Raw genomic sequence first — 26,909 nt, 5'->3', positions numbered from 1 at the left:
GACCCTACGATTAATAAAAGAATTGTTCCAATATAATCTTGCCTTCGCTAACCTGGAATATACCGATCTCCTCGAGTTGTACACGGGACTTATTCTTAAAAGTGATGTCCCTCTTCAGTATCACACTGAAGAAATCTCCTCCAACCAGGGGCTCACTACAAGATTGACTATGAAGCTCTTCTCTTAATTCACGAAAAGCTACGCCTTTGGCAACAACCGCTGGTTTCCCTTTTGTAACGATCTGCATTCCTTTTAAGGCCGCATGTTCCGGTTCTACGGATATTACATTGTCGCCATAGTACTCATCCTGTATTTCGACGTATTTATTCTGACAAGCCAGCTCATAATATTTGTCTGCAATTTCCTGTGTAGTCATATATGTCCGTTTTTAGTATTTAGGACAAAGTTGAATGACAGGAGTGACAACCCTATGTCAGTAGGGTTGACGGCAGGGGAAAATTTTATTTAGTTTACCATCCTGTGGAAAAGAGTCTCCTTGCCCCTGTCAATCCGCAGTGCTGATATTGATTATAAGTCCGGGCCACCTTTTCCTGGATGAGTCCAGACTTTTCCTTTTGTAACCAGCTGTCTATCATTGCATCCAGCGTATAGGCTTCGGGAGACATGAGATGTGTAGTCCAGATCAGCGGATTTGCGCCCGTTTTGCGAATAGGCTCTGAGAAGTAGGATTTACTGTAGCAAGCGAAGACAGCTACATCACGGGGGCGGCTATCTGCTTTTACGGGATAAGCCGGCAGTGTCAGATCCATCAGCCCGTTATGCCCCACGAAACAGATCAAGCGGGCATCACCACCTGCGGGCACCGTATCATTATCTACCGGAATGGGGGTACAATCCCGCCCTGCTGCATAACGCAGGAAATTGGTGATAGCTTCCTTCATGCGGGCGCCGTCATAAGCATCAGCAACGAGGTAAACACCTGAGCTGCGATGTTTGAAGATGAGGCGTTCGTGAATGTATGCCGCTGGCTGTTTGATCAGTTTTACCAGTTGCCAGTCCGGCTGTTTTTTCAGGAATGTTTTGACACCATAACCACATCCCCAATAAAGATTATTCGCAGGATCCTGTCCATTTCCGATCTTAGCAGGCACGGGTACGATGCCCTGGTATTTGTTGTCGCATAATGCTACCACTACGTGAATAGTGACTGGTGGAGCATAGCTCCGAAGGGATAACAGCAGAATAAACAGGAAATCCATGAGGCAGTTTATAAACCAGATGCAGAAAAGCTGCATTTCCATACTTTTCGTTTAAAAATCGGCTCCTGATGTTAACTGGTATTAGCTTAAAAAAGAAGACCGTCTCAGAACTATTTGAGACGGTCTTCTTTTCTATTATTTAAGACTACACCTGGATTATTCCCCATAAAGGTTTATAGTAGCCGTTTTTTGCAAATCAGCAATCCACTCTTCTGTATACCTCACGAGGTCCTTTTTCTCCGGACTTGCCTTCAGTTCTCCCTGTGCCCCGAATACAATCAGTCCCAGCGCGATACAATGCGCCATGCTAAGCCCCAGGGCTAATCCTGTACTAAAGCCAACAATATAATTCAAACGTGCATCCGGAGCCACTTCTATTTCATGATCCACTATTTTCCGGGTAATGGCAAACTGCTCTTTCGCGGTAAATACCATTGCGGTGGAGGCTGAATAAATCAGTACACGGGCAATATCCATTGTTCTGAAAATGGAATAATACTTCCTCCGGAAATCTACATAGGTTTGTTCTCCCAATGAAACATCCTTACCAACGCCATTAAGCATCTTCCACAGGTTAATGGCCTCCCCTTCATCAAGGGCAAAAGTCACCTGTCCGTTTTGTGAAAAGTCGCTTACAATGTCAAGTGCCTCGCCGACCTGGAAGGATAGTTTCTCTACCGGATCTCCAAGGTAAAACAGGAATTCAAGGTCATTCCGTTCAAGGGGCTTGATTACGTCACTTAACAGCCCATCCCATACACTTGAAGCACTTGACATGGCCGCCCAGTTATCAAAACCTACCATACGGCAATTCCTGAACAAGGACTGTAGTTCTCTGATCACTTCATCCTTTCTCAGATAGGGCCATAAATATTCTTCTTTCGTAGCTTCGGGAATGTCAATACGTAATGTATTCAGTGGGGTGTAATCATAACTGCTATTCACCATAAGGCTACGAATACCTAATAGCACTAATATCTCAGGCAATGTATCTTCCATGATGCCTAACGCATTCCGATGAAGTGCAGGAGCAGAACGATTCAGGTAAACATATTCAGGAATAGCTTCCTTTTTTATCGTTGTAAGCAGGTCCTCCAGTATTGGTCCTACATTCACTACAGTCATGCTATTTGTTTCCATCAGGTAAGTTTTGAGTAAAAGGTGGTTTATATGCTATAAGTCCAAATACTCTTCGCAACAGCTATGCCACCGAATATACCAGATGATTATCAATAAATTAAGTAAAATATTCAGCAACTCAGTACACTGTATATCGTGTCATGACGATGGGTTTCGCGAAATATAGTGACCGCGATTTTACTGTTTAAGTTGAATCGACCAGGCACATCAAAAAGATAGACCTATAGGAGTTAGTTAATCTTTCCGCAGCGCTCGGATAGCTTGCTGTCGGCTTACCATCGGCCTGGAATCGGCTATAATAGCGGAAAATTTGCCGGGGTGTCAGACGGTGAAGGAGTTGCTACTTACATAAAACCGTCTTCACTGTTTACGAATGGCTTCCTGCTGGTTGAGGAGCTTTGTCTGTATATTTTTCAATTTGCCAGCACAGATTATTTTGACATGTATTGCCCCCACTTTAAAAGTAGGTTGGCGGAGCTATGCCTGGTGATGGTTTTCCAGGTACTTATATTGTTCGCATTTTTGATGCTAATCAGTGTGTGGCTAATCGATCACCTTACCTCTCACAACATCACCATCACGCCACGGTTCGCCGGTCATCTCTGTTAAACTCCCTTCAATCACCCGGCACATCTCATTCAGTGCAAGATCATTCGCTTCTGTTCCAAAAGGATCTTCGATTTCATCCGCTATTGCTTCCAGCGCAACAAACGTGTACGCAATAAACGCCACAATAAATGGCGTAAACCAGCTAAGGCTATCCACCAATCCAAACGGCAGCAGGAAACAATATATGTAGACTGTCCGGTGCAATAGTACACGATAGCTATAAGGTATAGGCGTAGATGCTATCCGCTCACAACCGCCTATTATATCAGACAGTTTATCCAGGTTCTGATCAATAGCCACCTGCTGAATAGTGTCTATCCTTCCCTGCAGCCTTAAATGTTGTACCCATTCTGCCATCAACCGCATGATAATAATAGGCTTGAAATGTGCATTCTCAACAACTGCGAACTGCGTTTCTGAGAGTCTTTTCTTCAGATCATCCTGCGCGTCTGTCCCTCTTAACTGGTGCTTCAGTGCATAAGTAAGTGCGATCGACAGCTGTACGAAGCTGAGTGCTGTCTTGTCGCCATCTGCGAAGTTCGTAAAAGATAATGCCTGCCTCGTAAGGGAACGTGTATCATTCAATAATGCTCCCCAAAGCTTACGACTCTCCCAAAAGCGGTCATAGCTTGCATTGTTGCGGAAACCCAGGAACAAGGCCAGCGCTATCCCAAACAGGGTGAACGGCGCGGGGTTCAATGGGATTTTGTATGTCAGGAGCCTTCCGTGAAAATAGACTACGGCAACAGCAATGCTGAATAACAGTATTAATCGTGGTAATAGCTTGGGTAGCACTGACCCATGCCATACAAATAACATTCTGAACCAATGTTCTCTTTTGCGGATGATCATATTACAAATGTGCGTTTATTTCACAATAGATTCATTGAGCTTTATCAAGTTTTTGAGTGCATCGCCAATGGTATTATTGAAATAGACGTAAACAGTCTTCCCTTCTGCTAACCAGGTATTGATCTTATCTGCATATCCTTGTAACACCTCATCTGAATACCCACCTTTATAATCTCCTGCAGGTCCGTGAAATCTTACATACTCGAAGTCAAGCCGGGACTTTACCTCAGGAGGAATGGATTTGGGCATATCGTGAATGACAATTGCTGCGTGATATCTTGCCAACAGTTTATATGTCTCTTTCCGATACCATGAGATATGCCTGAACTCAATACTTAATTGCCATGTTTTCTTCGGATCGTATTCCCGAATGATAGTCAGCAGGAGTTCTAACTGTGAGAAACTGTCAAAGCGTATACTCGCCGGGAACTGCACCAACAAGGCGCCTTTCTTGACACCTACCTGGTCTATTACATGCATGAACTTTTCTACCAGTGCTTCCTCGAAGGCAAGTGCTTTATTATGAGTAATTCCTCTGAATAATTTAAATGTAAACTTAAATCCGGCTGGTACTTCTGTTGCCCACCGCCTTGTAGTTGTCGCCATTGGAATTTTATAAAATGAGCTGTTTACCTCAAGGCTATTGAACATAGAAGCATAATAGGAAAGCCTGCTTTTATCTTTATAAGCTGGCAGGAAGCCTAGTTTATTGGCTACGGGCAGCACCAGTCCGCTTGTGCCGGAATAGAATTCACCTTTCGTATTCATGTTGATCTCAGCTTATTGTTACAGCTGAAAGATTCAAATATTACGCCAGGCAAAAGAAGGCGCCCCAACATACAGATAGCGCAGGCTGCAATTATTTGATTAACGCCGAGGGGGATTTTTCCCTATTAACATGTAATTAACCTATTCAAGGTCTTCATTTAGTAATATCGCGCTCATACGATGTCCCCATACCTGGTGAATTTTGATTCCAATAAATATTTCACTACTATGAGATTACACCTACAGATCACCAGGAGCACTGAAACGGTGCCCTTCAATTATCAACACTACCTGACCGGAGTGCTTCACAAATGGATAGGTCCAGAAAATGAGGTACATGACAAAACCAGTCTCTATTCCTTCTCGTGGTTCCAACAAGTAAACACAAGTTCTCATGGCATCAGGACTACAGACAGATCATCCTTCTTCATCAGCGCGTATGATGACAAATTACTAAAAAGAATACTTTATGGCATAAGGCTGGACCCTGTAATCGGGTTCGGGATTAAGGTTTCCGGAGTACAAATAACAGCACCTCCGGTCTTTTCCAACAAGGAAGTTTTTCGTACCGCCAGTCCAATACTTATTAAAAGAAGGCAGGACAATAATGAAAAGCATATAGAGCACAATGATCCCAATGCCAGCCAATACCTGACAGAAGCACTTCAGAAAAAACTAGCAATTGCCGGCTTACCCGGTGAAGGTCTCAGAGTAGCTTTTGATGCGGCATATCCAAGTCCCAGAACAAAGATTATTAAGTATAAAGAAATCGGGAACAGGGTTAATATCTGCCCGGTTATTATAGAAGGTACGCCTGAACAGATTGAATTTGCCTGGCATGTGGGGGTAGGTAATAGTACAGGCATTGGCTTTGGTGCATTAAAATAGAAAAAGCATGAATTATCATATCGTAAAGTACTCGGGACCATTCGGGTTTATTAAACCCTGGACAGCTGTCAGAGACAGCGAAACCTTCAGCCAACAATTCCTGACACCTTCCATAATTGAAGGTATTGAGAAAAAACTATTCCCTGATTTATTAAATGAAGATTTCCATGGAAAAATATTAAAAATCAAGCGCCATCGCCTCAACTATCAGGGCATAGACATTCAACAGGAAAGAACCTGGTCAAAGGGCGGAATCAATATTTATAAGGATAAGAATCAATATAAAACCAACATTGGTATAATAAACCGGGGAATACTAATCAATCCAAACTTATATCTCGCCTTTGAAAATCAATCTGACGCTGAGATTGCAATGACACAAACAGTCTGTTTATGCAGAAATGAAGATCTGCTTTTTCCTGAACATCAATTTATGGCTGATGAAGAAATACTGGAAAAGCTTGATGGCTTTGAATTGCTGGCGGCTACAGCCGAAACCGGATTCAAGGTCGGGCATAACCGGTATAACAATGCAGTTGAGATGTTTGGCGAGTTAAAAATATATGGTAACCCAATCAGGTCCCGCTATGAAGATGACATATCCTATTTTGGCCAAAAGTGTTCATGAAGGTAATTTATCGCTACTTGAGCACACACAGCATGTAGTGTCGGCAATAGAACTATTTGTAAAAAAATTCAATCTGAATATAGACCCGGAAACAGCCAGGAAAGGAGCTATTTTGCATGATCTGGGTAAAGCTCATCCACATTTCCAGAGAAAGATATACCATCAAAAAGGAACATCTTTACTGGGCAATTTTGAATGGGACTTCATTCATAGACATGAAATCTCATCCTTAGCATTCCTCCCCTGCTTTCCTGCACCCGAATGGGATATTTTAATAGATCTTGTTATTGCACATCATAAGTCAATTGTTAATGATCCGGGAGGTAAAGGCATTCTGGATCTTACAAGATTCCGGGATACCCTGGACAACCATCTGAAAGATTGGGAAGAATGGCGCATTCATGGCATGGACGTGATCAGGCATTTTGGACTTCCGACCAGGGAAATATCCAGAGAAGAAGCAATGGCAGCACTAAATTATGTAGTCAATTACTGTGATAAAAAGAAAAATGGGGTATCTCTGCTACGCGGCTTACTAAAATCAGCTGATCATTTTGCTTCAGCATTTATGCATAACACACAGCAGCAATTAGGATCTTTATTTGAAGTCCCCGATTTGAAATATTACCATGGGGAAAAACGGAAAAATAGTATCTATCCTCTATCCTTACTTTCTTCTGACGACATCAGAAAACATACATTTTTAATAGCATCCACAGGAGCGGGAAAAACCGACTTCCTTCTCAGAAGATGCAGGAACAGGATCTTTTATATACTGCCATTCCAGGCCTCAATCAACGCAATGTGGGAAAGAATAAAGGAAAATGTTCCCAATAAAGATATCCGTCTGCTGCATGCAACATCCCGAATCGTCACAAAAGACAACAACGATGAGCAAATCCTTCAACCATTAGTTGGTTCTTCAGTAAAAGTGCTTACTCCTCATCAACTGGCAGCCATCATATTCGGGATAAAGGGATATGAAAACATGTTACTGGATCTGCAAGGTACTGATATCATACTCGACGAAATCCATACCTATTCAGATTTTTCTATGGCAATGGTGCTGGAACTTGTAAAAACATTGATCAGATTAAACTGCAACGTTCACATAGGCACTGCAACCATGCCTACCGCTCTTTATAAGCAACTATTCGAAATATTAGGTGGAGCAGACAAGGTCTATGAAGTAAAGTTACCTGCTCCTGTTCTCCATACATTTGACCGGCATCTTATAGATAAACTAGAGGATGAAGAACCGATAAATGACATCCTGGAGGAGGCGTTCGCAAACGGTGAAAAAGTACTCCTGATATTCAACACAATTAAAAAGGCGCAGTCTGCATTTGAAAAACTTCTGGATGATTTCCCGAACATTCCTAAAATGCTTATTCATAGCAGATTTAAAAGAGCGGACCGGGTTACATTGGAAACAAAATTAAAACGGGAATTTAACGGAGGGGGCTCTGTTAACGGGACGTCCGGATTAAGGCCTTGCATTGTTGTATCTACACAAGTGGTGGAGGTCAGCCTCGATATTAGCTTTGATAGAATGATCACGGAATGTGCACCATTGGACAGCCTAATACAACGATTTGGACGAATAAACAGGATAAGGAACGAGCATACATTAGGTAAATACAAACCAATTCATGTTATCAAGCCTGGCGGCAACCCCTTGCCATATAAATCGGACATACTTAACGCCAGCTTTGATCAACTACCGGAAAACTTCGGATTACTAAAAGAAAATTCCTTGCAGGAAAAGCTGGATAAGGTTTATCCGGAAATAAACACTAAAGAAATTGACATACATCTGGTTTATAGAAACGATAGATATATCCTTAAAGAACTTACCGACAATAAAAAGTCTATTCTAATAGATGCGCTGAAAATAGAGGGAGCCGCCTGCATCCTTGAAAGCGACAGAGATGCCTACTTAAATGCTGATTGGGAGACCAGGCAACAATTTGAAATCCCTGTCAACTACCAGACTATTATGAAATATAAAAACCGATATGAGCAATTAGAAGTGGGTTCATATCCTTTCGTAATACCTCAGCGTGCGGATGCTTATAATATGTTTGGGTTACAATTAACTGAACACGATAATTTCTTATAAAATGTATACAAGCTATATCGGAAAGAAATTCCTTAATCTTTACAGAAAAAGATACAACAAAGATGAAAGCTATTCAGGCGCTCAATTCTTTGAAGAGGTATTCTTTCCTCTGTTCTTCCGGGACGAATCACATTTAATGCATGTGGGGAATTCTCCATTCTTCCAAAGGCCGAGGGAAGAAGATGTTGCCAGGCATGGCGGCAGGTCTCTGGCACAATTTGAGAACCTGAAAAATAAGATCAGAACTGGCATTCCCAGTGGGGCGACTTACGTAGGATTTGCCGCAGAGGAGATACAGGCAACGTCTTCCGGCCAATTAACAAACATGAACTTCAACATCGATGAGGAAGAGATCTATGCTTCATGGATAGGTGAAGCATTAGCTATAGGAGTTAATGGCGGATTTGCTATGCTGATCGATGAAGAAGAAATACTGTTAAGCCTTTTCAATGGCTGGAAACATTACCGGAAGTTCCTTCAGCAAACACCTGATGTAAAGGACAAACAAATTGAGACATGGAATGGGCATTGGCTATCCCTAACCCTATTGGAAGATTTTGAAGAAGATAGCTTTAACTATAACGACATTGAGCCTGTTGAAGGGATTGGTGGGTTGGCTATTCCTACTCAGAAATGGTCTAAGGTATTTTTCCGGCTGTCTAAGAAATACCCTTCAAAAGAAATCATCATATATGCCTACAACCTTTCACAAACCAATACAACCATCGGATTTATTAAGGTATATCTTCCAGACATTCAGCATTTATACGAATTCAGGGATAAAGTCTTCATTAATAAAGAAGGTTCTGTATTAAATGACGGACATATTGAATCACTCGAAACATTTTACAATTTTAAGTCCGCCTGCAGAAACGGAAGTATAGGCTTAAGAGCAATGGAACCAGCTAAGCTCAGGGAATTCATGCCTAAGGGTTCAGTTCCTTATGCCCAGGGCAAAGACTTCAAATTTTCGGACGAGACATCATTCATTCATTATCACCTTTTAAAACTATGGATAATTGCTATGCTTAACAAAACAGACCTGCATCAATTAGCTTCAGAAGTCGCGAAATCACTGATCGACTTTGAACGCATCCCCAACAGGGGAAAAAAAGACCTGGATACGCTTTCAGAAGAAACCAGAAGCGCATCCAATATCCGGACATTTATTGACCGGCTTACCCAGATACTGCAAGCAGACAACAAAGATGTTTTCCGTAATGTGGTTGATCAGGTTATCAGGATGCCTTCGGACAACTTTCCTCTCTTTGTAACGCTTATCCGTTTTGAATATGCTTATCAAAAAGTAAATAATTAATAAGTAGACACATGAAAACTATACCATTCATTTACCTGAGAGGGCTACGTCATGCCCAACATACTGTATTTGCAGTAAACGACGGACAGAAATTTTATGTTGATCCACAATTTGGAAGAAAAATGGCTTACTCCAGTGGTCAGCAGGTAAAGCGCTCTGTTTTGGAAGCATTAAATATGCCCTTCTCTGCAATGACCTTCAACTGGGAAATCGACAAAAAAGATAATAAGGCAAGCCAGAAAGAACCTCACTCTCCATGTGATCCTTCTTTTACCGACCAGCTGCTGGGGGGGTATATGAAGGCTGAAAGCGGAAGCTTCGGGGTAAAAAGAAGAAGTCCTCTCTCCTTCTCCGCCATGCGTCCTTTACATCCACTTTTGGGAGGCATTGAGTACCCAACTGAAAATCTCACCTTCGACAGAACGTCTCATCCGGAACACCATGAAGTAAAAGTGTTTTGGTTAGATAACAAAAAGCGTGGTGCGCAACTCTCGAAAGAAGAATTGGATGAGTGGCTGACAAGCAACAAGAGAACCTTACCCAGCCGGGCATTTATACAGGATCAGACCCGCGTCAGTGGGTTATTTACCTACGATGTTGCTATTGACTTACGCACACTGTTCTGTGTTTCTACCAATAAACTCGAACCTGAGCTCTTCCCGAACATTGAAAAGAAGCTTCGGTCCGAAGGCTGGTTAGAAGGGGCTAATATATTCGGTAAATGCCTGATCTGCCCGAAAGAAAGAAGAGAAGAGATCATTCCCGCTTTAGCCAAGGCCTTAATTAACTGGAGGATAACATCCAACCAGTCCCGCACTTTTAGCCTGATGGAAACTGTTGCTTTGGCTATAAGTGACAACGCCAATCAGATTGCCTATGCCATTCGGGGCGACTTAAGAGACGATACAGAACGTCCTCAGGCAGTCCCTAAGATTGATGAATCAACAAAGGCTGAGTTATTCATTACTCCAATTGCTTCAAGTCATATAGCAGGTTCAGTAGGAAGTGCTGACGCGCTGGAGAAGGCAGAGCAGAGATTGGTGGAAATGATTGGCCATTTTGACTTTGAAAACCAGGCTAACTGATTATCTGTCCGATGTTAATTGTACCGATAGGAATGAATATAACAGCAACCCATATTAACTACTATCATGTTTGCCATCGAAAATTGTGGTTATTCACAAATGGTATTACACTTGAGCATACGTCCGATTTAGTCGCGGAAGGGAAACTAATTGGAGAAAACAGTTATCCACAAAGAGCCGAAAAATATACGGAGATTGAAATAGGAGGAAGTAAAATTGATTTTTACGATGCGAAGAACAAGGTTATACATGAAATAAAGAAATCGGGCAGTATGGAAGATGCGCATGAATGGCAGGTCAAATATTATATATGGTTGCTGGCGCAGAATAACGTGACCGGCGTTACAGGTATTATTGAGTATCCGAAATTACGGCAAACAAAATCAATATCTTTCTCAGATAGTGACCGGGTATATCTGCAACTTTGTATTGAACAAATCAACACAATCATACATAATCCGGTATGTCCTCAACTTCTGAACAGTTCAATTTGCAAAAGATGCTCTTACTACGAATTTTGTTACTCTTCTGAATAATTTCTGGCTAGATGAAAAAATCATACTATTTGTTTAACCCCGGCCGAATGAGCCGGAAAGACAATACACTTAAATTCTCTGCAATAGATGAGCGGGGGAATGAATCTTCCACAAAGTACATACCTGTTGAAACGGTTGATAACCTATACGTTTTCGGCAGTCTGGACACCAATAGCACACTTTATAACTTCCTTGGAAAAGAACACATCAGTGTTCACTTCTTCGACTATTATGAGCACTATACCGGGTCTTATATGCCAAAAGATTATTTATTGGCAGGAAAAATGCTCATTGCCCAAACAAATCTTTATTCGAACGCCAGAAAAAGATTATCCCTCGCACAGAAATTAACGGAAGGAGCAGCTTTTAATATGCTGAAGAATCTTAGATATTACAACAACCGGCAGAAAGACACATCAGAACAGATCAGCCGGATCGAAATTTTAACCGAAAGTATATCATCAGCAATTGATATTGAAATGCTAATGGGGATTGAAGGAAACGTCAGATTAAGCTATTATGACGCTTTTTCCGCTATTATTAACGATTTTGAAATGGGTCAACGTAGCAAGCAGCCGCCTTCGAATGAAGTCAATGCAATGATCTCTTTTATTAACAGCCTATGCTACACCCTATGCCTTGAAATGATTTATCATACCCAGCTCAATCCCACTATCAGCTTCCTGCATCAACCAGGTGAGCGACGGTATTCACTGGCTTTAGATCTGTCCGAGATCTTCAAGCCAATACTGGCAGACCGTCTAATATTTTCCCTACTAAATAAGAAACAAATACAACCTGGTGACTTCGACCACAATTTAAATAGCTGCCTATTGAAGGAAAGCGGAAGAAAGATCATTGTTAAAGCCTGGGATGAGAAAATCAACGAAACGATCAAACACCGGTCTCTTGGCAGGAATGTCAGCTACAAACACCTCGTTAAACTGGAATGCTACAAATTAACCAAGCATATGCTAAATATAGAGGAGTATAAACCTTTTAAAGCGTGGTGGTAATCATGTATATTATACTTGTATACGATATTGAAGAAAAGCGAGTATCCAAAATGCTTAAACTCTGCAGAAGATACCTTCATTGGATCCAAAACAGCGTATTTGAAGGGGAATTAAGTCCGGTGCAATTAAAGGAGCTCATTTTTGAAGCTGAGTTAATTATGGATACCCGGAAAGACAGCCTTATTATCTTTAAAACCCGACAGGAAAAATGGCTGGAAAAACAGGTTATCGGAAGAGAAAAGAATGAAATTGATAATATGTTGTAAGCGTCGAGGTTAAGAATTATTTGGAGCTTTGAACTCGCAGACTTATGCCCAAATACACAATATATTAATTGTCAAATTATTAGAATCGTCGTCTAAGTCCGGGAGAAATTCTACTTTTATAGGTGGACGACTTGGGAGATGTAACCGCTGTAGTTGAGACTAGATTATTTCGCTGATAATCAGATATTTGATTTGTTTTTTTTAAGCGGGTCTGAATTGTACCATAGAGGAATTGAAACATGATGCAACGGAGCAGATAAGCCGCATACTGGTTGGTCTGAATTGTACCATAGAGGAATTGAAACGTGATGATCCGGACCATGCATTTATTGCCAGACCTGTCTGAATTGTACCATAGAGGAATTGAAACGAGGTAAGAAAAACTAACGCATGCAGTTACTAATCAAGTCTGAATTGTACCATAGAGGAATTGAAACGAGATAGAGGTGGCGCGTGAAACGGACAATGGATGGTCTGAATTGTACCATAGAGGAATTGAAACTATTCAATTTGTCGAACCAATAACACTATAAATTTGTCTGAATTGTACCATAGAGGAATTGAAACAATGTTGCAAAGAATATTGCAACAGCTGTCAGATTAGTCTGAATTGTACCATAGAGGAATTGAAACAATCGAAAAAGACTGGTTAGGCACAGTTGGGTACCTGTCTGAATTGTACCATAGAGGAATTGAAACTTTTACCTACTACGTAGCTGTATTCAGGAGTGTGCGGTCTGAATTGTACCATAGAGGAATTGAAACTATGTAGAAGATTAAGCGAACTTATTATTGATCTTCTGTCTGAATTGTACCATAGAGGAATTGAAACACGTATAAGGGAAGCCAAGAAGGCTATCGGTAATAGTCTGAATTGTACCATAGAGGAATTGAAACATGATGAGGATGACAACAAAGCGGATTTAGATAGAGTCTGAATTGTACCATAGAGGAATTGAAACGGTGGGGAACACTCTATTTATCCAATTGCAGTGCGAGTCTGAATTGTACCATAGAGGAATTGAAACTCCACGCAGGACTAGCATGTTTTGTATTTTTGATAGTCTGAATTGTACCATAGAGGAATTGAAACATATAAGAAACGTGTATGGACACTTGGTTATAACCGGTCTGAATTGTACCATAGAGGAATTGAAACATGGTAGTTGGTGAGGCATTATCTATTAAAGTCTTTGTCTGAATTGTACCATGGAGGAATTGAAACCCAGCCTGGCGGCATTTAAGACCTTTCTCGGTAAGGTCTGAATTGTACCATAGAGGAATTGAAACAAACATTACCTTGATTGCCTGATTGATCCCTACTGGTCTGAATTGTACCATAGAGGAATTGAAACGAGTTCGAATACGGCTGCCAGTTCATCCTTAACCGGTCTGAATTGTACCATAGAGGAATTGAAACCTGATATTGAATGATGCCGATTGAGCTGCAACAGCAGTCTGAATTGTACCATAGAGGAATTGAAACTTTGATGATAATTTGATGGAAGACATGGATAATACTGGTCTGAATTGTACCATAGAGGAATTGAAACCCAACCCGGAAAGCGGTGTTGCTGGATTCTTTAAAGGTCTGAATCGTACCATAGAGGAATTGAAACCGATCACTATCTCGCTAATGCGCGGATCGCCGATTAGTCTGAATTGTACCATAGAGGAATTGAAACGAGAAACAGCGTCAAACACTGATCTGTTATATTACTGTCTGAATTGTACCATAGAGGAATTGAAACGGTGGACTATGCGTGGATAGCGGATAAGGTAGAACAGTCTGAATTGTACCATGGAGGAATTGAAAGAAGATACCGTAATGCAGACCATGAGAGACGGCAGTCATCTGAATTGTATCATATAGAAATTGAAAGAAAGAAAACATGGCCAGGACATTTATAGACCAATTTGTTTGAATTGTACTATATAGGAATTGAAAGATTGGTGATGATTACCTGTATACTGAGTTCAATATCCCGTCTGATTTGTACCGTATAGGAATTGAAAGGCTACGGCAATAAACGGTATTTATCAATGGCTATCTTCTGAATTGTACCATATAGGAATTGAAACGCAACAGCAATTAACCCTTCGGTAGCATTTGTGTAATATCTCAATTGTACTATATAGGAATTGAAACTTCACATCGAGGTTGTAAGCCCGCGTGGTGGTGTTTGTCTGAATTGTACCCAAAGGAATTGAAACAAAGGTTACACGTCTTTTGTTATAGATCCAGAGTGTTTAAATTGCACCGTAGAGAATTGAAATATCGTATAAATCAGTTTAGTGGCCGGTCAAAATAATTTGAATTGTACCGTAGAGGAATTGATACATTTACGCTATGAAAACAGGCATAGCAGATTGCGCTATCTCTCAATTGTGCCTCAGAGAAATTGAAACCGCTGATAGGCCTTAAAAGAGCACGCGATATTCGGAGTATAAATTGTACCCGTAGGGGAATTGAAACTGTGCTATTATTTCCGTTAGTAGGGCTTTATTTACTGTTTGAATTGTACCGTACGGAATTGAAACAACCAAGCTGCTGCAACCTTCGATGTGTCATGCTCTGATTAATTGCACCTCACAGGAACTGCGCACGAGGAAAGGCCGCCTCACCCCGAGACGGCCTTCATCATTTCATTTCACTTATTTAAAACTACATGCGAACTATTTTCGCACTTTCTTTACGCGTACCAGCCGCATTAACTGTCTTTATAATCCAGGTACCCTTTGGCACCTCACTAATATCAACACTGATCACCTGCTGACCTTTCGCACTACCAACATACTGCTTACGCAACACAGGCCTATCACCTTTAATACCCCATACCTCTACATAAATCTTCTCAGCAGCCGCTGCATTCACCTGAATCTGCACAGTTGAACCAGTCACTGGGTTCGGATAAACAACCAGTGCTTTAACCGCTGGAGTAGGACTAACAGATGTCATATTCGCCACCGCCAGTTTTGCACTACCGGAGCAAGCACCCAATGGCTTCCACCAATAATCAGCAGTTCCTGGCGTAACGTTATACAGCCCGTTGGAAAGTGATTCATAGAGATTTCCATTATACACAACCTTATCTCCCATGTTATATACCGCAGGATATGGTGCATAAGCAGGTACACCGGCACAGTTACCTGTTCCTCCTGTTCCATTCACAGAGATAGATACTCCACCACTGGTAGTAGTCGCACCACCATTATCTGTAGCAATCGCCGTAAGTGTATAACTTCCTGCAGCAACATTAGTCCAGGTATAAGAATAAGGCGCACTGCTTGATTCACCCAGTTTAGTACTACCATTGTAAAATGCCACCTTAGCAATACTACCATCTGCATCACTTGCAGAAGCAGTAATAGTCACTGAAGCAGGAGCTGTAAATGAAGCACCGCCCGCAGGAGAAGTAATACTTACCACCGGGGAGGTATTACCAGGATTCGTACCACCACAATTTCTTTCATATTTCCACACCTGTCCGTCGCCAGCATGTGTGTCAGGTTGTTCATTCTGTGTCCACCATTTAGCAGTATATATTTTGCTATTGTAAACAACCTGCATGTTTGCTGTATACACTGCCGAAGCTGACCATGCAGCAATGCCGTCACAATTACCACCACCGGTACCATTTACCACAATAGCCACTGTTGAAGACGTAGTAACTGCTCCTGCATTATCGGTAGCCTTTGCACTCAGCGTATAATTACCTGCCCCTACATTTGTCCATGTATAGGAATAAGGACTGGAAGTAGCTTCTCCCAGCTTAACACCGCCATTATAAAATTCCACTTTAGTAACTGAACCATCCGGATCAGAAGCTGAAGCAGTAATAGTAACAGAAGCAGGTGCATTAAAGGCGGCACCTCCTGCAGGAGAAGTAATATTCACCACTGGCGCTTTATTACCTCCATTGCCACCGCCTTTTATAACCACTTCATCGTGAATAGCAGAAAGCAGGGAATAAGTACCAACAGCATCCTGGGAAAGTTCCCACATCATAATACCGCCACCCTGATCCCAGGCCAGGTCAGTCTTACTTTTAATAGTAGTGATACCATTGTAACCAACACCACTATAAGTATCGGAATACGGACTGGCGCCTCTTGCTATCAATGCAGCATAGCTCTCCCAGCTCGGACGACCATAAAAAGGAACACCCAGTACGGTCTTGTTGGCAGGTAATCCTCTACCTTTCCAATAAGATATAGATTGTGATGCATAGGCATAGGTAGAGTGATCATAGTTGTTATAGTCATAAGCCATCAGGTTCAGAAAATCTACCTGAGAGAATACAGCGCTGGATACTCCTTCACCACCAGTACCTACTACCGCTGCAGTCAACAGTTTGCCTTGTGCATGTAAAGCAGTAGCCAACTGAGTCATCAGGGCAGTATAATTATTGGCAGAAGCTCCCGGATCCGGATACTCCCAGTCAATATCAGCACCATCCAGGTTATACTGATTCACAAAATTCATAACGCTCGTGGTGAAATTAGTACGGTAACTACTGTTCCCCGCCAATGATTCAAATCCACTGTCATCACCATTGTTCCAGCCACCAATGGAGATCAGCACTTTAACGCCATTGGCATGCGCCAGCGAAACAAGGCTTTGCAGTTTTGAAGGATTGTCAACACCCTGCAAACCGCCTGTAGCAGTAGGTAGGACAAACGCATAGTTAATGTGAGTAAGTTTACTGTATTGCACAGCATTTACATCCCCTGACCAGGAGGGCATGTAACCGATCACCTTAAATTGTGCGAAGGAAAATAAAGACATCATCAGGAAAGCACAGGACATCACGCCTGCTCTGATCCATTGTTGTGTTCTCATTGATTTGGGTTTTAAGGACTTATGCTCAATAGTCTACACAGTCGTAGCTTAAGCAATTTTCAAGGATAGCTAATGGTTATTAATAGGATATCTATAGGAAGTCGTGTTGGTAACAGGATAGTACCATCATTGGGGTAAAAAAATAATATCCGGGACAAGTTACTACTTAATCAGATCATCCACATCCTGCGCACCCAGTTTCGTTTTATTATCAGCATACTCCTTCGGCGTTACCTTAAACTGTTGTAAAAAACACTTCGAGAAATACGACGGAGAACTAAACCCAGTCATATAAGCCACTTCCGTCACCGTATGCTCACCCACCTGCAGCAGCCTTCCAGCATGCTTCAGCCTCACCAGCTTTATGAGCTCATTAGGCACATAGCCTGAGAGCGACTTCAGTTTCTTATGCAGGTTGGAACGGCTCATCGCCATATCCCGGCTCAACTCTTCCACAGAAAGCTGCGGATCAATGATCCGCTCTTCAATAATACTCACCACCTTTTCCATAAACGCTTTATCCCTGCTATTGGTAGCCAGTACACTCACATCACTGTTGGGCTGCTCGGAGAATTTCAGGCGCAGCTTCTCCCGGGAAGCGATCAGGTTCTTGACTACCGCTGCAATGTGCTTCCATTTGAACGGTTTCATGATATAAGCATCGGCGCCTGCCTCTATTCCCTTTAATTCTGACTCGCTGTTACCTCTCGCTGTAAGCAGCACAAAAGGAATATGACTGTACTCAATATTCGTTTTCACCTCGTGACATAACTCCAGACCATCCATCTCTGCCATCATGATATCAGAGATCACCAGGTCAATGGAATGTTCCTCTATCAGTTGCAGAGCGGCTTTACCATTAGCCGCCTTCACAACATTATACCCGTTTTCATGAAAACTGTCAGCAAGGAACGATTGTATAGCTGCGTCGTCTTCTACCACCAGGATCAATGGCCTTTCTTCGTCGATGATCCTTTCCTCATAACTGCGCTCAGGGAGTGATGGCCGCTGTGCTGTGACTGGCAGTTCCAATGTGAAAATAGTCTTCTCCCCTTCCCTGCTTTCCACCAACAGCTTACCACCGTGCTTTTCAGCCAGCGAGCTAGCCAACGCCAGACCTATACCTGCGCCCGGATTCCGGTACTCCTGGCTCTCCCTCGCCATGGTAAAGAACTGCTTAAAAATGTTCTTCATATCAGCAGCAGGAATACCAATGCCGTCATCCTCCACACTGATACAGAGCCGCGGGTCTTCGCCTTCAGCACCTGCCATATCAAAAACAGTGATGTTTACCTTCTTCTTTGCAAATTTGAATGCATTAATGAGGAGATTACTCAGTATCTTATTCAATACTTCAGGATCTGCATGTAACGATAACCTGCTCACCCGAGTACTCATGGTGAACTCAATATCCTTCTGGTAAGGCAGTGAAGAAAAGCGGGAATAAATAGACTGTACCAGCGATATAATTTCTACTTCCTCTTTTCGAATCTCATACGCATCACTCTCTATCCTCCGGAAATCAAGCAGCTGATTCACCAGGTCCATCAATCGCTCCGCATTCTCATCCATAATAGCCAGCTGTTCTTTTTCTTCATGCTGCCATTTGTTCATAGCAAGCAGTTTCTCCAATGGCGCAATGATCAGCGATAAAGGTGTCCTTATCTCATGCGCCATGACCGTAAAGAATTCAATTTTTCTTGCATAAAACTCCTGCTCTTCCTTATTCTTCAGGCGCTCTATTTTGATCTGGTTTTGCCTTCGGATACGATTGGAGGAATACCGATATATGCAGTACGCCACCGCCAGCGCCAGCAGGGTAAAAATGATATACGCCAGCGTAGTCCGGTAGAATGGTGGTCGTATGATCAGCTTCATAGTGGATTCAGGCACATCCCAGTTGCTCTTTTCCGCCGTGGCTTTTACCCTGAATGTATAAGTGCCGGGCGACAAATTAGTATACGTAGCTTTCCGCTGGTCACCTACATAGTTCCAGTCCGGATCAAAGCCTTCCATCTTATACGCATAACTCAGCTTCTCAGGCGCACTGAAATTGAGGGCTGCAAACTCAAAACTGATGACCGACTGATCATGCTTTAGTACCAGCTTATTGGTGTAATTGATCTGCTTTGGCAATGTACCATCTTCAGATATAGGTACATTCCTGTTGAATAACTGGAAGTTGGTGAAAGATACACGGATCTTATCAGTAGCTGTAGAAACCTTCTCAGGATAAAAAGCATTAAAACCCTTGATACCACCGGCAAATAACTTACCGTCAGACATTTTATAGAATGCCCTGTAATTGAATTGCCGGCTTTGCAGATTGTCCTGCGGCGTAAAGTGCCTCGTTTTCCCCTTTGCAGGGTCTATACTGTAAATACCATTATTCGTAGTGACCCACATGAGCCCTGCATCATCCTGCCGGATACCATACACCACGTTCGCATTAATACCCGCTTTATCATTGTAAGGCTCTACCTGCTTTGTACTGAAGTTATATCTATGCAGTCCACCACCATCTGAACCCATCCACAGGTTGCCCTGGTGATCATCATACAGACAGGTCAGCTTGTTCATGCCATCAGCTGTTACCCTGTCCCACTGTTCGGTTTTCTTATTGTAGAATATCAGGCCGTCATTATACGTAGCAAACCATAAGGTCTTATTTTTATCTTCATAAATGTCATAGATGATCGTATTGCTTACGCCCTCCTGCAGTACTCTTGTAAAATCACGACGTCCGGCGTCATACAGATCCAGTCCCTTGTCTGTTCCTATCCATATCCTGTTGTCGTTGTCCTGGTAAATGCAGAAAACGTTATTGCTGTTTAGCGAATGAATATTATCCGGCTGATGCTGAAAATATTCCACCTTGCCTGTCGTAGGATCAAGTACATTCACACCTCCGGCAAATAATCCGATCCAGATCTTGCCCGCTTTGTCTCTCACCAGTGTATGAATGTTATGATACGATAGCTTCTGCTGACCAGGCAGAAAAGGATACTGCTGAAAGGTGTGTGTAACAGTATTGAAATACTGAAGTCCTCCATCTTCTGTACCTACCCACAATTTCCCCGGACCATCTTCCAGGAAACAGCTCACCGCACGACCAGACAACGCATGTGGATCTCCTGTCGGATAATACAGCTCAAAAGCAGGCCCTTTCTCATTAAAGTAACTGGCTCCTCCGAAGAAAGTGCCCACCCACATCGTGCCCGCCTTATCAGGGAATAAAGAATAAATAGCGTTGTCACTGATGCTGAAGGGATCATTGCCATGGTTAGTATACACCGTAAACCTGTCAGTCGCAATATCCAGCACATTCAATCCTTTCTCAGTGCCTACATATATCTTGTCGGGAGAAACCTGGCACAAGGCCCGTACAATATCATCATTAATAGAATTAGGACTGCCGTCATTGCGATAAACGCGGAAAGTCTTTTGCTGCGGCTGCCATTTGCACAAGCCACCATTCATAGTACCTACCCACATTACACCGTCCCTTCCTTTGTAGATCGCATTGATGAAATCATTACTCAGACCGCTGTTATCCGAACGCAGGTTAGTGAAGGATCCGGTTGTCGGGTTATAAACATCTATACCGTTCCCATATGAGCCGATCCAGATATTCCCGTCGTCATCCTGCGCCATACGGGTAACCTGGTCACTGGACAGCCCTGAGTTGCTTGCTTTGAAATTACGCAGGGACTTTTTCACAGGATCATAGCTGAACAGACCACTCAGCCGCGATGTGAACCATACTATGCCATCCTTATCCCGTATGATATCAAAAACACTCTCCCTCTTCGGTGGACCAAAATGAGAGAACTGCTCTTTCTCCAGGTCAAGGGTATAAACGCCGTTCTCAGTTCCTAGCCACAGGTGTGTACTGTCTATGCGGGTAATACAATGTATAAAGTTATTGCCGAGGGAAGTTGAATCGTTCTTTTTATACTGAAAGTTCTTAAACTGATACCCATCAAAACGACTGATCCCGTTCTTGGTACCAAACCAGAGATATCCCTGGTCGTCCTGTGCAATAGCACGCACAGTGCTCGAGGGCAGCCCTTCCGCCACCGAATAATTCCGGAAGCGTATCAGCTGCCCCTTGCTCTGAAAGTACAGGAATATCAAACAGTAAAAAATCACTCTCTTCATCCACGAATATTTGTCCTTTTCGTTCCCTTTATGGAACCTCACATGAATACACTATTTACATAGCTTTTTAATAAAGGCCTCTTCCTCTTTACTGAAAGGCGTTCCATCTTTTCTGTAAATATCATGGAACCATAACTGCGGTTCTTTTCCGTCTGGCATTGGAGTGTCCCATGCATAGATCGTATTGGTTTTTCCGCTTACGAATCCCCAGTTAATAGCGCCTATATTTTCTGCTTTCAGCATCGGCATGATCAGCTGGAACAAACTGCCGTTCCTTCTGGCCATATACTCCGTGCAGATCAGCGGCCTGCCATACTTTCTCAATGTATCGATAGTATGACGGTGGTCGTCAATGTACGAATAATTGTGGTAGGTGATCACATCCGAGTTCTCCAGCTGAAATCTGTTCAGGTCTTTAAATGGTGCGCTATCGTTCCAGACACCCGCAGATACTGGCTGTGAGGGCCTTACTTCCCATGCCCACCGGAATACGTTTTGCAACAAAGGCATGCTTTTACCGAACTGTTTGTTATTGCCGGGTTCGTTGTAAAGGTCCCACAGCAGGATGCGGTCATCGTTCTTGAAAGTGGTCAGCACATCTTTTACATATGCCTCCAGCACTTTCATTGTATCAGGATGAGTGTATATCATCGTGCCGGGGTCTCTTACCCAGCCTGAATTATGCACGCCTGTTTTTGGTGCAGGCTGTTTTCCCAGCCAGGCCGTATCATTCCAGCAATCATCAAAAAATACGAACAGGGTTTTGATGTGGTGCTTTGAAGAGATAGCCAGGTAAGTATCTAATCGTTTCTTAAATCCCGCCTTGTCTGCTTCCCAGGCCAGGTGATGCAGATAAACTCTCATCAGGTTCAAACCCAGGTTTTCCGCCCAGCCCAATTCACGGTTAATAGTAGCCGTATCAAATGTTTCAGCCTGGAACATTTCTAACTGGTTGATGGCGGTAGACGGCTGGAAATTACTTCCCCTCAGCCATCCCTGCTTAGCATACCATTCGTTTGCCTTTTCGGCGGACCATTTTTTGTCCTGCGCTGTAGCCATAGTGACAATTAACAGGCCACAGGCCATCAGCATCATTACTCGTCTTGTAAACATAGCTTTACTTTTTACCGGGTTTAGGAAAAACATTGTGTGTATTGGCCCATTGCCTCCATTGAGCGGCCATTTTGGATACTATATCAGGATATCGAGCAGCTACATTATTCAGTTCTGTCTCATCCTGGTTGATCCGGTATAGACGCCAGGTAGTATCGCCGGCCAACGATACCAGTTTCCATTCGCCTTCACGTACATAACGTGCGTTAAAATGCTCGTTATACAATGCATCATGCTCCTGGCGTTCTTTACCTTCGAATGTTGGTAACAGGCTCACACCAGTATAAGGTGTGATGTTATGCCCCTTGTAAGTTGCGGGATAATGTGCTTTTGCCACCTGCAGGAACGTGGGCATAAAATCCATCACATGTCCCATGTGGTCCGTAAATCCACCTTTCTCCTTAAGCCCTTTTGGCCAGTATACGATCATCGGCGTACGCACCCCTCCTTCGTAAGACTGTGCCTTGGCATATTGATAAGGCGTATTCGCCACATTGGCCCATCTTTCACCGATAGAAGCAAAAGTGGTCTGAGGGCCGGGTAGTACATCCTTTTTCACAGGATAGTGTATCTCTTTTCCGTCTCTGGTTTGTCCGGGGCGATCAAAGCCCGGCCCATACCGCATACAGTTTTCCGGACTTGCACCATTGTCGCTCAGAAACACGATGATCGTATTGTCAAGCTTACCAGCTTCACGCAATGCCTGAATGATGCGGCCAATACCCTGGTCCATCCTGTCTATCATTGCTGCATGCACAGCCATCGCTCTCGCATCCCACGCCTTGTCCGGATTCTGTTCCCAGCTCAATGCCTTATTGATCCGTGGGGACAAAGGTGTAGTTGTCGGATTGATCAACCCCTGCGCCACCATCTTCTTATAACGGGCTTCGCGGATGGCATCCCAGCCAGCCTCGTAAGTGTGCTCATATTTCTTTATATCTTCCGGCAATGCCTGCAAAGGCCAGTGCGGTGCAGTTTGCGCTACATAGAGGAAAAAGGGTTTATCTTCTTTACTGAGCGTTCTGATATAGCTGACAGCAGTATCATTGATAGCATCTGTATGATAATAACCTTCAGGGACCTTGTCGACAGGTGTAGTGCCGTTCACCAGACTGAAAGGATCAAAATAATCCACTACCCCGAAGATGTTGCCATAGTATCGCTCAAAGCCTCTGTTCACCGGGTATTGCTCCACTGGTGAGAAATAAGGATGGGATGCCTGATGATTCAGCCACTTTAACTGTGCCTCCGGTGATGACTGCTCAACGGTATTGGACACATGCCACTTGCCGGACATCGCGGTATGATAGCCTGCGTCCTTCAACACCTCTGCCAGCGTTACCGTATTCTCCGTGATATAACCGCGATAACCCGGCTCACTTCTTTCTGTTGTCATTTCGCCGATACCTGCCTGCTGGTTGTATAAGCCGGTCAGCAGTGAGGCTCTCGTCGGACAGCAACGCGAAGTATTATAGAAACGCCTGAAGCGCAAACCATTTGCTGCGAGGTAATCCAGGTTAGGCGTTTGTATCTCGCCACCATAACAGCCAATATCAGAATAACCCAGATCATCTGCCAGTATCAGCACAATATTGGGCCGCTCGTCCTTACCCGGGGTTTTGTTGTTCTTACGACTTCCCGCACAGGATGATAAAAGGATCAATGATAAAAATACAGTCAGCGCTTTCATAGTTTTATTTTTTCCAGTTCTGCTTTCAATGCTTTTACAATTTCCGGATGCTGATCCGCCACATTATGCGCTTCGCGGGGATCCCGCTGCAGATCATATAACTGCGGCACCTGCTCCAGGCCCGGTTCAATTTTCTTATTCTTCAGCCATTCAGGTACCGGCTGTTCCTGTGGAGCAATGTACTTCCACGTGCCCTTGCGGAGAGAAAGTGTATAAGACTCTTCCAGCAAATATTGCCGGCCCTGCTTTAACCTACCCAGCCATACATCCAGCTCATTACGACTATCCTGTGCAGCGCCTGCCGGCAGCTGCCTACCTGTCAATGCAGCCAGGGAAGCCAGTAAATCCACCTGTGAACATAAAGCAGCCGAAACACCGGGTTTTATAGTGCCCGGCCAATAGGTAATGGTAGACACGCGGGTACCAGCTTCAAACGCGCTGTATTTCCCGCCTCTGAATATTCCTGCAGGCTGATGACCGTTGTTGAGTTTCACGGCATGATCTTCATAACCGTCATCCAGCACAGGACCGTTATCACTGCTAAATATAATCAACGTATTTTCTGCTATTCCCAATGAGTCCAGTAGGTGTGTAACCTCTCCCACCATCCAGTCCATCTCCACAATCACATCTCCACGAGGGCCCAGCTTTGTAGTGCCTGCAAATTTCCTGTTTGGCGCACGGGGCACATGTATATTAGGAAAAGGATAGTAAAGAAAAAATGGCTGGCTTTTGTGCTGAATAATAAAATCCTTTGCCTTTCCATTCAGCACCATCGGAATCTCTTCGTCCACCCACCGGGCACGCTTCCCGCCCGTCATAAAGCCGATCCTGCTGATACCGTTGACAATAGTATTGCTATGCTGCGTATCCGCCCGCTGTTTCAACAACTGCGGATCCGATAGCCCTGTAGGTTCATCACCGATCTTTCCGGCGTAACTCACAGCAATAGGATCACTAGTGTCAAGGTTAGGCACCCTGCCATTCTCCACGAATACAGTCGGTACCCGGTCTGTTGTAGCAGGAATGATAAAAGAGTAGTCAAACCCAAGCTCATTTGGCCCCGGTGTTATATGCCCGTTCCAGTCAATCACACCATTACCTAATCCCAAATGCCATTTGCCTATCACCGCCGTTGCATACCCCGCCTGCTGTAACATACCAGGCAATGTAACAGTACCCGGTTGAATCAGCAGCGGCGCATCTCCCGGTAGCACGGCCGCCTTCCTTCTGAAAGCATATATGCCTGTGAGCAGCGAAACCCTTGAGGGAGTACAGGTAGCCGCGGAGCAATGTGCGTCCGTAAACCGTATTCCTCTGGCTGCCAGATGGTCAATGTTAGGCGTCTTAACAGCCGATGCGCCATAACATCCTACATCACCATAACCCAGATCATCGGCATATAAGATAATGATGTTAGGCCTTGACTGTGCCGCTACATCTCTCCATCCTGCAGCAAAAAGTGTAATCAGCAGCAGGATGATATAACCTTTATTTTTTCTTTCCATGACTAACAATATCTATAAAGTCATTAAACCATAAAGGATTGGGAGTATAGGACCCGTCTGCCTGTGGTAGCAGACTTTTCATAGGAAATATCGGATTGACAAACCATATTGCAGTACCCGGACCTACCTTCGCAGGTGCGGACTGGCTAAGATATCCGTACGTTGCCAGCACCACGCCATATTGCTGAAAGTACCTGTAATACGTCTGCATAAAATGTGGCGGAAACCAGGGACGTGAAGCAAACAGATCAGCCCATTCGTCAGCGCTCACCCTCTGCGTATTGGCTTTGCTGTACCACTCATACAACTTCATACCAGGTGGATAATGATACTTACTGGCGAAGTTAATACCAGCCTCACTGCTACCCAGTTCATCTGATACATGGCTATTATACAGGCGGAAGAGAGAGTACTCGGGCACAATAATAGGCTTGTGTGGCATGATAGCGCGAACAAACCGGAAAGCATTATCCATATCAAGAGAGTCGCTGATGTGCAGATGAATAGCCAGTCCTTTAATGCGGCTATTTTCCTGCGCCAGCTTTATCAATCCTGTTACACCTGGCTTCTGCTGTTGTTCCTTTTCAAAAAGAGCAGGTAATGAGCCGACATAGACGTCAGGGCGGTTAAGCTTCGGATGCTGCTTGTAATAAGGTTCCACCACTTCATTCAATAATCTCTCCATGAATCGTACCAATGGTACTACTCCTTCTGCATTCACCTGCAGATCCGGTTCCATGGTTTCAAGATTGGGCTCATTACCCAACTTAAACAGATCTATGTAAGCACCTACACGATCCAGTATGGCAGTAGCTGTTGCAAAATACTTTTTCTCCTCCACAGAGCCAGGCTGAGGTATCCGCAACTTATACTTCTTAAAATCCCAGCGGAAACCAAAAGCTACTTTATAACCAGCCTTCCTGGCATCGATCACTTTCTGCAATCCTGGTTCCGTAGCAGGATCCTTCTCCCCCTGTATATACTGAAAGATGTAAGGAGTAGTACGGATCCATTCCACAGGCGTTTTCTTCAGATATGCAAGATCGATGATCTCCGGATCATGGTTAAAGTTAGCGCCTATTTCCTGCGCATACACCACAGCAGGAAGCATTGCAATTATAGCCGTAAATATTTTCCTGATCATGA

The 26,909-nt window shown here is 43.5% G+C and carries 19 protein-coding genes and 1 CRISPR repeat array; of the genes, 8 read left to right on the top strand and 11 right to left on the bottom strand.

From position 1 onward, the window contains the following. Nucleotides 1-10: 10 nt before the first annotated feature. From BLR32_RS15345 to BLR32_RS15325, 5 genes are all read right to left on the bottom strand, one after another. Nucleotides 11-376, bottom strand: a complete 366-nt coding sequence (locus tag BLR32_RS15345; protein ID WP_089833260.1) for a SnoaL-like domain-containing protein — start codon at nucleotides 374-376, stop codon at nucleotides 11-13. Between the two features lie 94 nt (nucleotides 377-470). Beyond that, nucleotides 471-1,262: a hypothetical protein gene (locus tag BLR32_RS15340; protein WP_089833259.1), complete on the bottom strand. Its 792-nt coding sequence runs from the start codon at nucleotides 1,260-1,262 to the stop codon at nucleotides 471-473. 114 nt (nucleotides 1,263-1,376) lie between these two features. After that, the gene (locus BLR32_RS15335; protein ID WP_143011482.1) at nucleotides 1,377-2,360 is read right to left on the bottom strand and encodes a hypothetical protein; all 984 of its coding nucleotides are present in this window, start codon (nucleotides 2,358-2,360) and stop codon (nucleotides 1,377-1,379) included. 543 nt (nucleotides 2,361-2,903) lie between these two features. Further along, nucleotides 2,904-3,821, bottom strand: a complete 918-nt coding sequence (locus tag BLR32_RS15330) for a bestrophin family protein (RefSeq protein WP_089833257.1) — start codon at nucleotides 3,819-3,821, stop codon at nucleotides 2,904-2,906. Between the two features lie 15 nt (nucleotides 3,822-3,836). Continuing rightward, nucleotides 3,837-4,589, bottom strand: coding sequence for a DUF72 domain-containing protein (locus BLR32_RS15325; protein ID WP_089833256.1), 753 nt, complete (start codon nucleotides 4,587-4,589; stop codon nucleotides 3,837-3,839). Between the two features lie 228 nt (nucleotides 4,590-4,817). Between BLR32_RS15325 and cas6 the strand changes: the two genes are divergently transcribed. Genes cas6 through cas2 form a run of 8 tightly spaced genes read left to right on the top strand, consistent with a single transcriptional unit; the run spans nucleotide 4,818 to nucleotide 12,448 of the window. After that, complete coding sequence (cas6, locus tag BLR32_RS15320) at nucleotides 4,818-5,477, top strand: CRISPR-associated endoribonuclease Cas6 (protein WP_176842296.1); 660 nt, start codon at nucleotides 4,818-4,820, stop codon at nucleotides 5,475-5,477. Nucleotides 5,478-5,484: 7 nt separating this feature from the next. Beyond that, on the top strand, nucleotides 5,485-6,105 hold the full coding sequence (locus tag BLR32_RS15315; RefSeq protein ID WP_089833252.1) for a hypothetical protein: 621 nt from the start codon (nucleotides 5,485-5,487) through the stop codon (nucleotides 6,103-6,105). Continuing rightward, a complete protein-coding gene (gene cas3 / locus BLR32_RS15310; RefSeq protein ID WP_176842295.1) occupies nucleotides 6,065-8,227 on the top strand; it encodes a CRISPR-associated helicase Cas3' in 2,163 nt (720 codons plus the stop codon). Before BLR32_RS15315 ends, cas3 begins: the two co-directional genes overlap by 41 nt. A gap of 1 nt (nucleotide 8,228) precedes the next feature. Further along, nucleotides 8,229-9,545, top strand: a complete 1,317-nt coding sequence (locus tag BLR32_RS15305; RefSeq protein WP_089833248.1) for a hypothetical protein — start codon at nucleotides 8,229-8,231, stop codon at nucleotides 9,543-9,545. Nucleotides 9,546-9,556: 11 nt separating this feature from the next. After that, the gene (locus BLR32_RS15300) at nucleotides 9,557-10,630 is read left to right on the top strand and encodes a CRISPR-associated protein Cas7 (RefSeq protein WP_089833246.1); all 1,074 of its coding nucleotides are present in this window, start codon (nucleotides 9,557-9,559) and stop codon (nucleotides 10,628-10,630) included. Nucleotides 10,631-10,662: 32 nt separating this feature from the next. Beyond that, entirely contained in the window at nucleotides 10,663-11,166 is a 504-nt protein-coding gene (cas4, locus tag BLR32_RS15295) for a CRISPR-associated protein Cas4 (protein WP_089834176.1), read from the top strand. 11 nt (nucleotides 11,167-11,177) lie between these two features. Continuing rightward, on the top strand, nucleotides 11,178-12,182 hold the full coding sequence (gene cas1b / locus BLR32_RS15290) for a type I-B CRISPR-associated endonuclease Cas1b (RefSeq protein WP_089833244.1): 1,005 nt from the start codon (nucleotides 11,178-11,180) through the stop codon (nucleotides 12,180-12,182). A 2-nt stretch (nucleotides 12,183-12,184) separates the two neighbouring features. Beyond that, complete coding sequence (cas2, locus tag BLR32_RS15285; RefSeq protein ID WP_089833242.1) at nucleotides 12,185-12,448, top strand: CRISPR-associated endonuclease Cas2; 264 nt, start codon at nucleotides 12,185-12,187, stop codon at nucleotides 12,446-12,448. Nucleotides 12,449-12,657: 209 nt separating this feature from the next. Beyond that, a CRISPR array of direct repeats spans nucleotides 12,658-14,597; the repeat unit is 30 nt; unit sequence GTCTGAATTGTACCATAGAGGAATTGAAAC. Nucleotides 14,598-15,113: 516 nt separating this feature from the next. Here cas2 and BLR32_RS34040 read toward each other — a convergent pair. From BLR32_RS34040 to BLR32_RS15255, 6 genes are all read right to left on the bottom strand, one after another. Further along, nucleotides 15,114-17,291: a glycosyl hydrolase family 18 protein gene (locus BLR32_RS34040; RefSeq protein WP_176842294.1), complete on the bottom strand. Its 2,178-nt coding sequence runs from the start codon at nucleotides 17,289-17,291 to the stop codon at nucleotides 15,114-15,116. Between the two features lie 162 nt (nucleotides 17,292-17,453). Continuing rightward, nucleotides 17,454-21,452, bottom strand: coding sequence for a hybrid sensor histidine kinase/response regulator transcription factor (locus BLR32_RS15275; RefSeq protein ID WP_143011481.1), 3,999 nt, complete (start codon nucleotides 21,450-21,452; stop codon nucleotides 17,454-17,456). Between the two features lie 51 nt (nucleotides 21,453-21,503). Next, the gene (locus BLR32_RS15270; RefSeq protein WP_089833237.1) at nucleotides 21,504-22,565 is read right to left on the bottom strand and encodes a glycoside hydrolase family 2 TIM barrel-domain containing protein; all 1,062 of its coding nucleotides are present in this window, start codon (nucleotides 22,563-22,565) and stop codon (nucleotides 21,504-21,506) included. 4 nt (nucleotides 22,566-22,569) lie between these two features. After that, nucleotides 22,570-24,255, bottom strand: a complete 1,686-nt coding sequence (locus BLR32_RS15265) for an arylsulfatase (RefSeq protein WP_089833235.1) — start codon at nucleotides 24,253-24,255, stop codon at nucleotides 22,570-22,572. Further along, complete coding sequence (locus BLR32_RS15260; RefSeq protein WP_089833232.1) at nucleotides 24,252-25,763, bottom strand: sulfatase family protein; 1,512 nt, start codon at nucleotides 25,761-25,763, stop codon at nucleotides 24,252-24,254. Before BLR32_RS15260 ends, BLR32_RS15265 begins: the two co-directional genes overlap by 4 nt. Beyond that, nucleotides 25,747-26,907: a hypothetical protein gene (locus tag BLR32_RS15255; RefSeq protein WP_089833230.1), complete on the bottom strand. Its 1,161-nt coding sequence runs from the start codon at nucleotides 26,905-26,907 to the stop codon at nucleotides 25,747-25,749. Before BLR32_RS15255 ends, BLR32_RS15260 begins: the two co-directional genes overlap by 17 nt. Nucleotides 26,908-26,909 lie beyond the last annotated feature (2 nt).

Source organism: Chitinophaga filiformis (genome assembly GCF_900102545.1).
GTDB classification, from domain to species: domain Bacteria; phylum Bacteroidota; class Bacteroidia; order Chitinophagales; family Chitinophagaceae; genus Chitinophaga; species Chitinophaga filiformis.
This window is presented reverse-complemented; position numbering and strand designations above follow the sequence as displayed.

Excerpts from the sequence above, each read along its gene's own strand:
- BLR32_RS15345 (WP_089833260.1), bottom strand. The coding sequence starts at position 376 with ATGACTACACAGGAAATTGCAGACAAATATTATGAGCTGGCTTGTCAG.
- BLR32_RS15340 (WP_089833259.1), bottom strand. The coding sequence starts at position 1,262 with ATGGAAATGCAGCTTTTCTGCATCTGGTTTATAAACTGCCTCATGGAT.
- BLR32_RS15335 (WP_143011482.1), bottom strand. The coding sequence starts at position 2,360 with ATGGAAACAAATAGCATGACTGTAGTGAATGTAGGACCAATACTGGAG.
- BLR32_RS15330 (WP_089833257.1), bottom strand. The coding sequence starts at position 3,821 with ATGATCATCCGCAAAAGAGAACATTGGTTCAGAATGTTATTTGTATGG.
- BLR32_RS15325 (WP_089833256.1), bottom strand. The coding sequence starts at position 4,589 with ATGAATACGAAAGGTGAATTCTATTCCGGCACAAGCGGACTGGTGCTG.
- cas6 (WP_176842296.1), top strand. The coding sequence starts at position 4,818 with ATGAGATTACACCTACAGATCACCAGGAGCACTGAAACGGTGCCCTTC.
- BLR32_RS15315 (WP_089833252.1), top strand. The coding sequence starts at position 5,485 with ATGAATTATCATATCGTAAAGTACTCGGGACCATTCGGGTTTATTAAA.
- cas3 (WP_176842295.1), top strand. The coding sequence starts at position 6,065 with ATGAAGATGACATATCCTATTTTGGCCAAAAGTGTTCATGAAGGTAAT.
- BLR32_RS15305 (WP_089833248.1), top strand. The coding sequence starts at position 8,229 with ATGTATACAAGCTATATCGGAAAGAAATTCCTTAATCTTTACAGAAAA.
- BLR32_RS15300 (WP_089833246.1), top strand. The coding sequence starts at position 9,557 with ATGAAAACTATACCATTCATTTACCTGAGAGGGCTACGTCATGCCCAA.
- cas4 (WP_089834176.1), top strand. The coding sequence starts at position 10,663 with ATGAATATAACAGCAACCCATATTAACTACTATCATGTTTGCCATCGA.
- cas1b (WP_089833244.1), top strand. The coding sequence starts at position 11,178 with ATGAAAAAATCATACTATTTGTTTAACCCCGGCCGAATGAGCCGGAAA.
- cas2 (WP_089833242.1), top strand. The coding sequence starts at position 12,185 with ATGTATATTATACTTGTATACGATATTGAAGAAAAGCGAGTATCCAAA.
- BLR32_RS34040 (WP_176842294.1), bottom strand. The coding sequence starts at position 17,291 with ATGAGAACACAACAATGGATCAGAGCAGGCGTGATGTCCTGTGCTTTC.
- BLR32_RS15275 (WP_143011481.1), bottom strand. The coding sequence starts at position 21,452 with ATGAAGAGAGTGATTTTTTACTGTTTGATATTCCTGTACTTTCAGAGC.
- BLR32_RS15270 (WP_089833237.1), bottom strand. The coding sequence starts at position 22,565 with ATGTTTACAAGACGAGTAATGATGCTGATGGCCTGTGGCCTGTTAATT.
- BLR32_RS15265 (WP_089833235.1), bottom strand. The coding sequence starts at position 24,255 with ATGAAAGCGCTGACTGTATTTTTATCATTGATCCTTTTATCATCCTGT.
- BLR32_RS15260 (WP_089833232.1), bottom strand. The coding sequence starts at position 25,763 with ATGGAAAGAAAAAATAAAGGTTATATCATCCTGCTGCTGATTACACTT.
- BLR32_RS15255 (WP_089833230.1), bottom strand. The coding sequence starts at position 26,907 with ATGATCAGGAAAATATTTACGGCTATAATTGCAATGCTTCCTGCTGTG.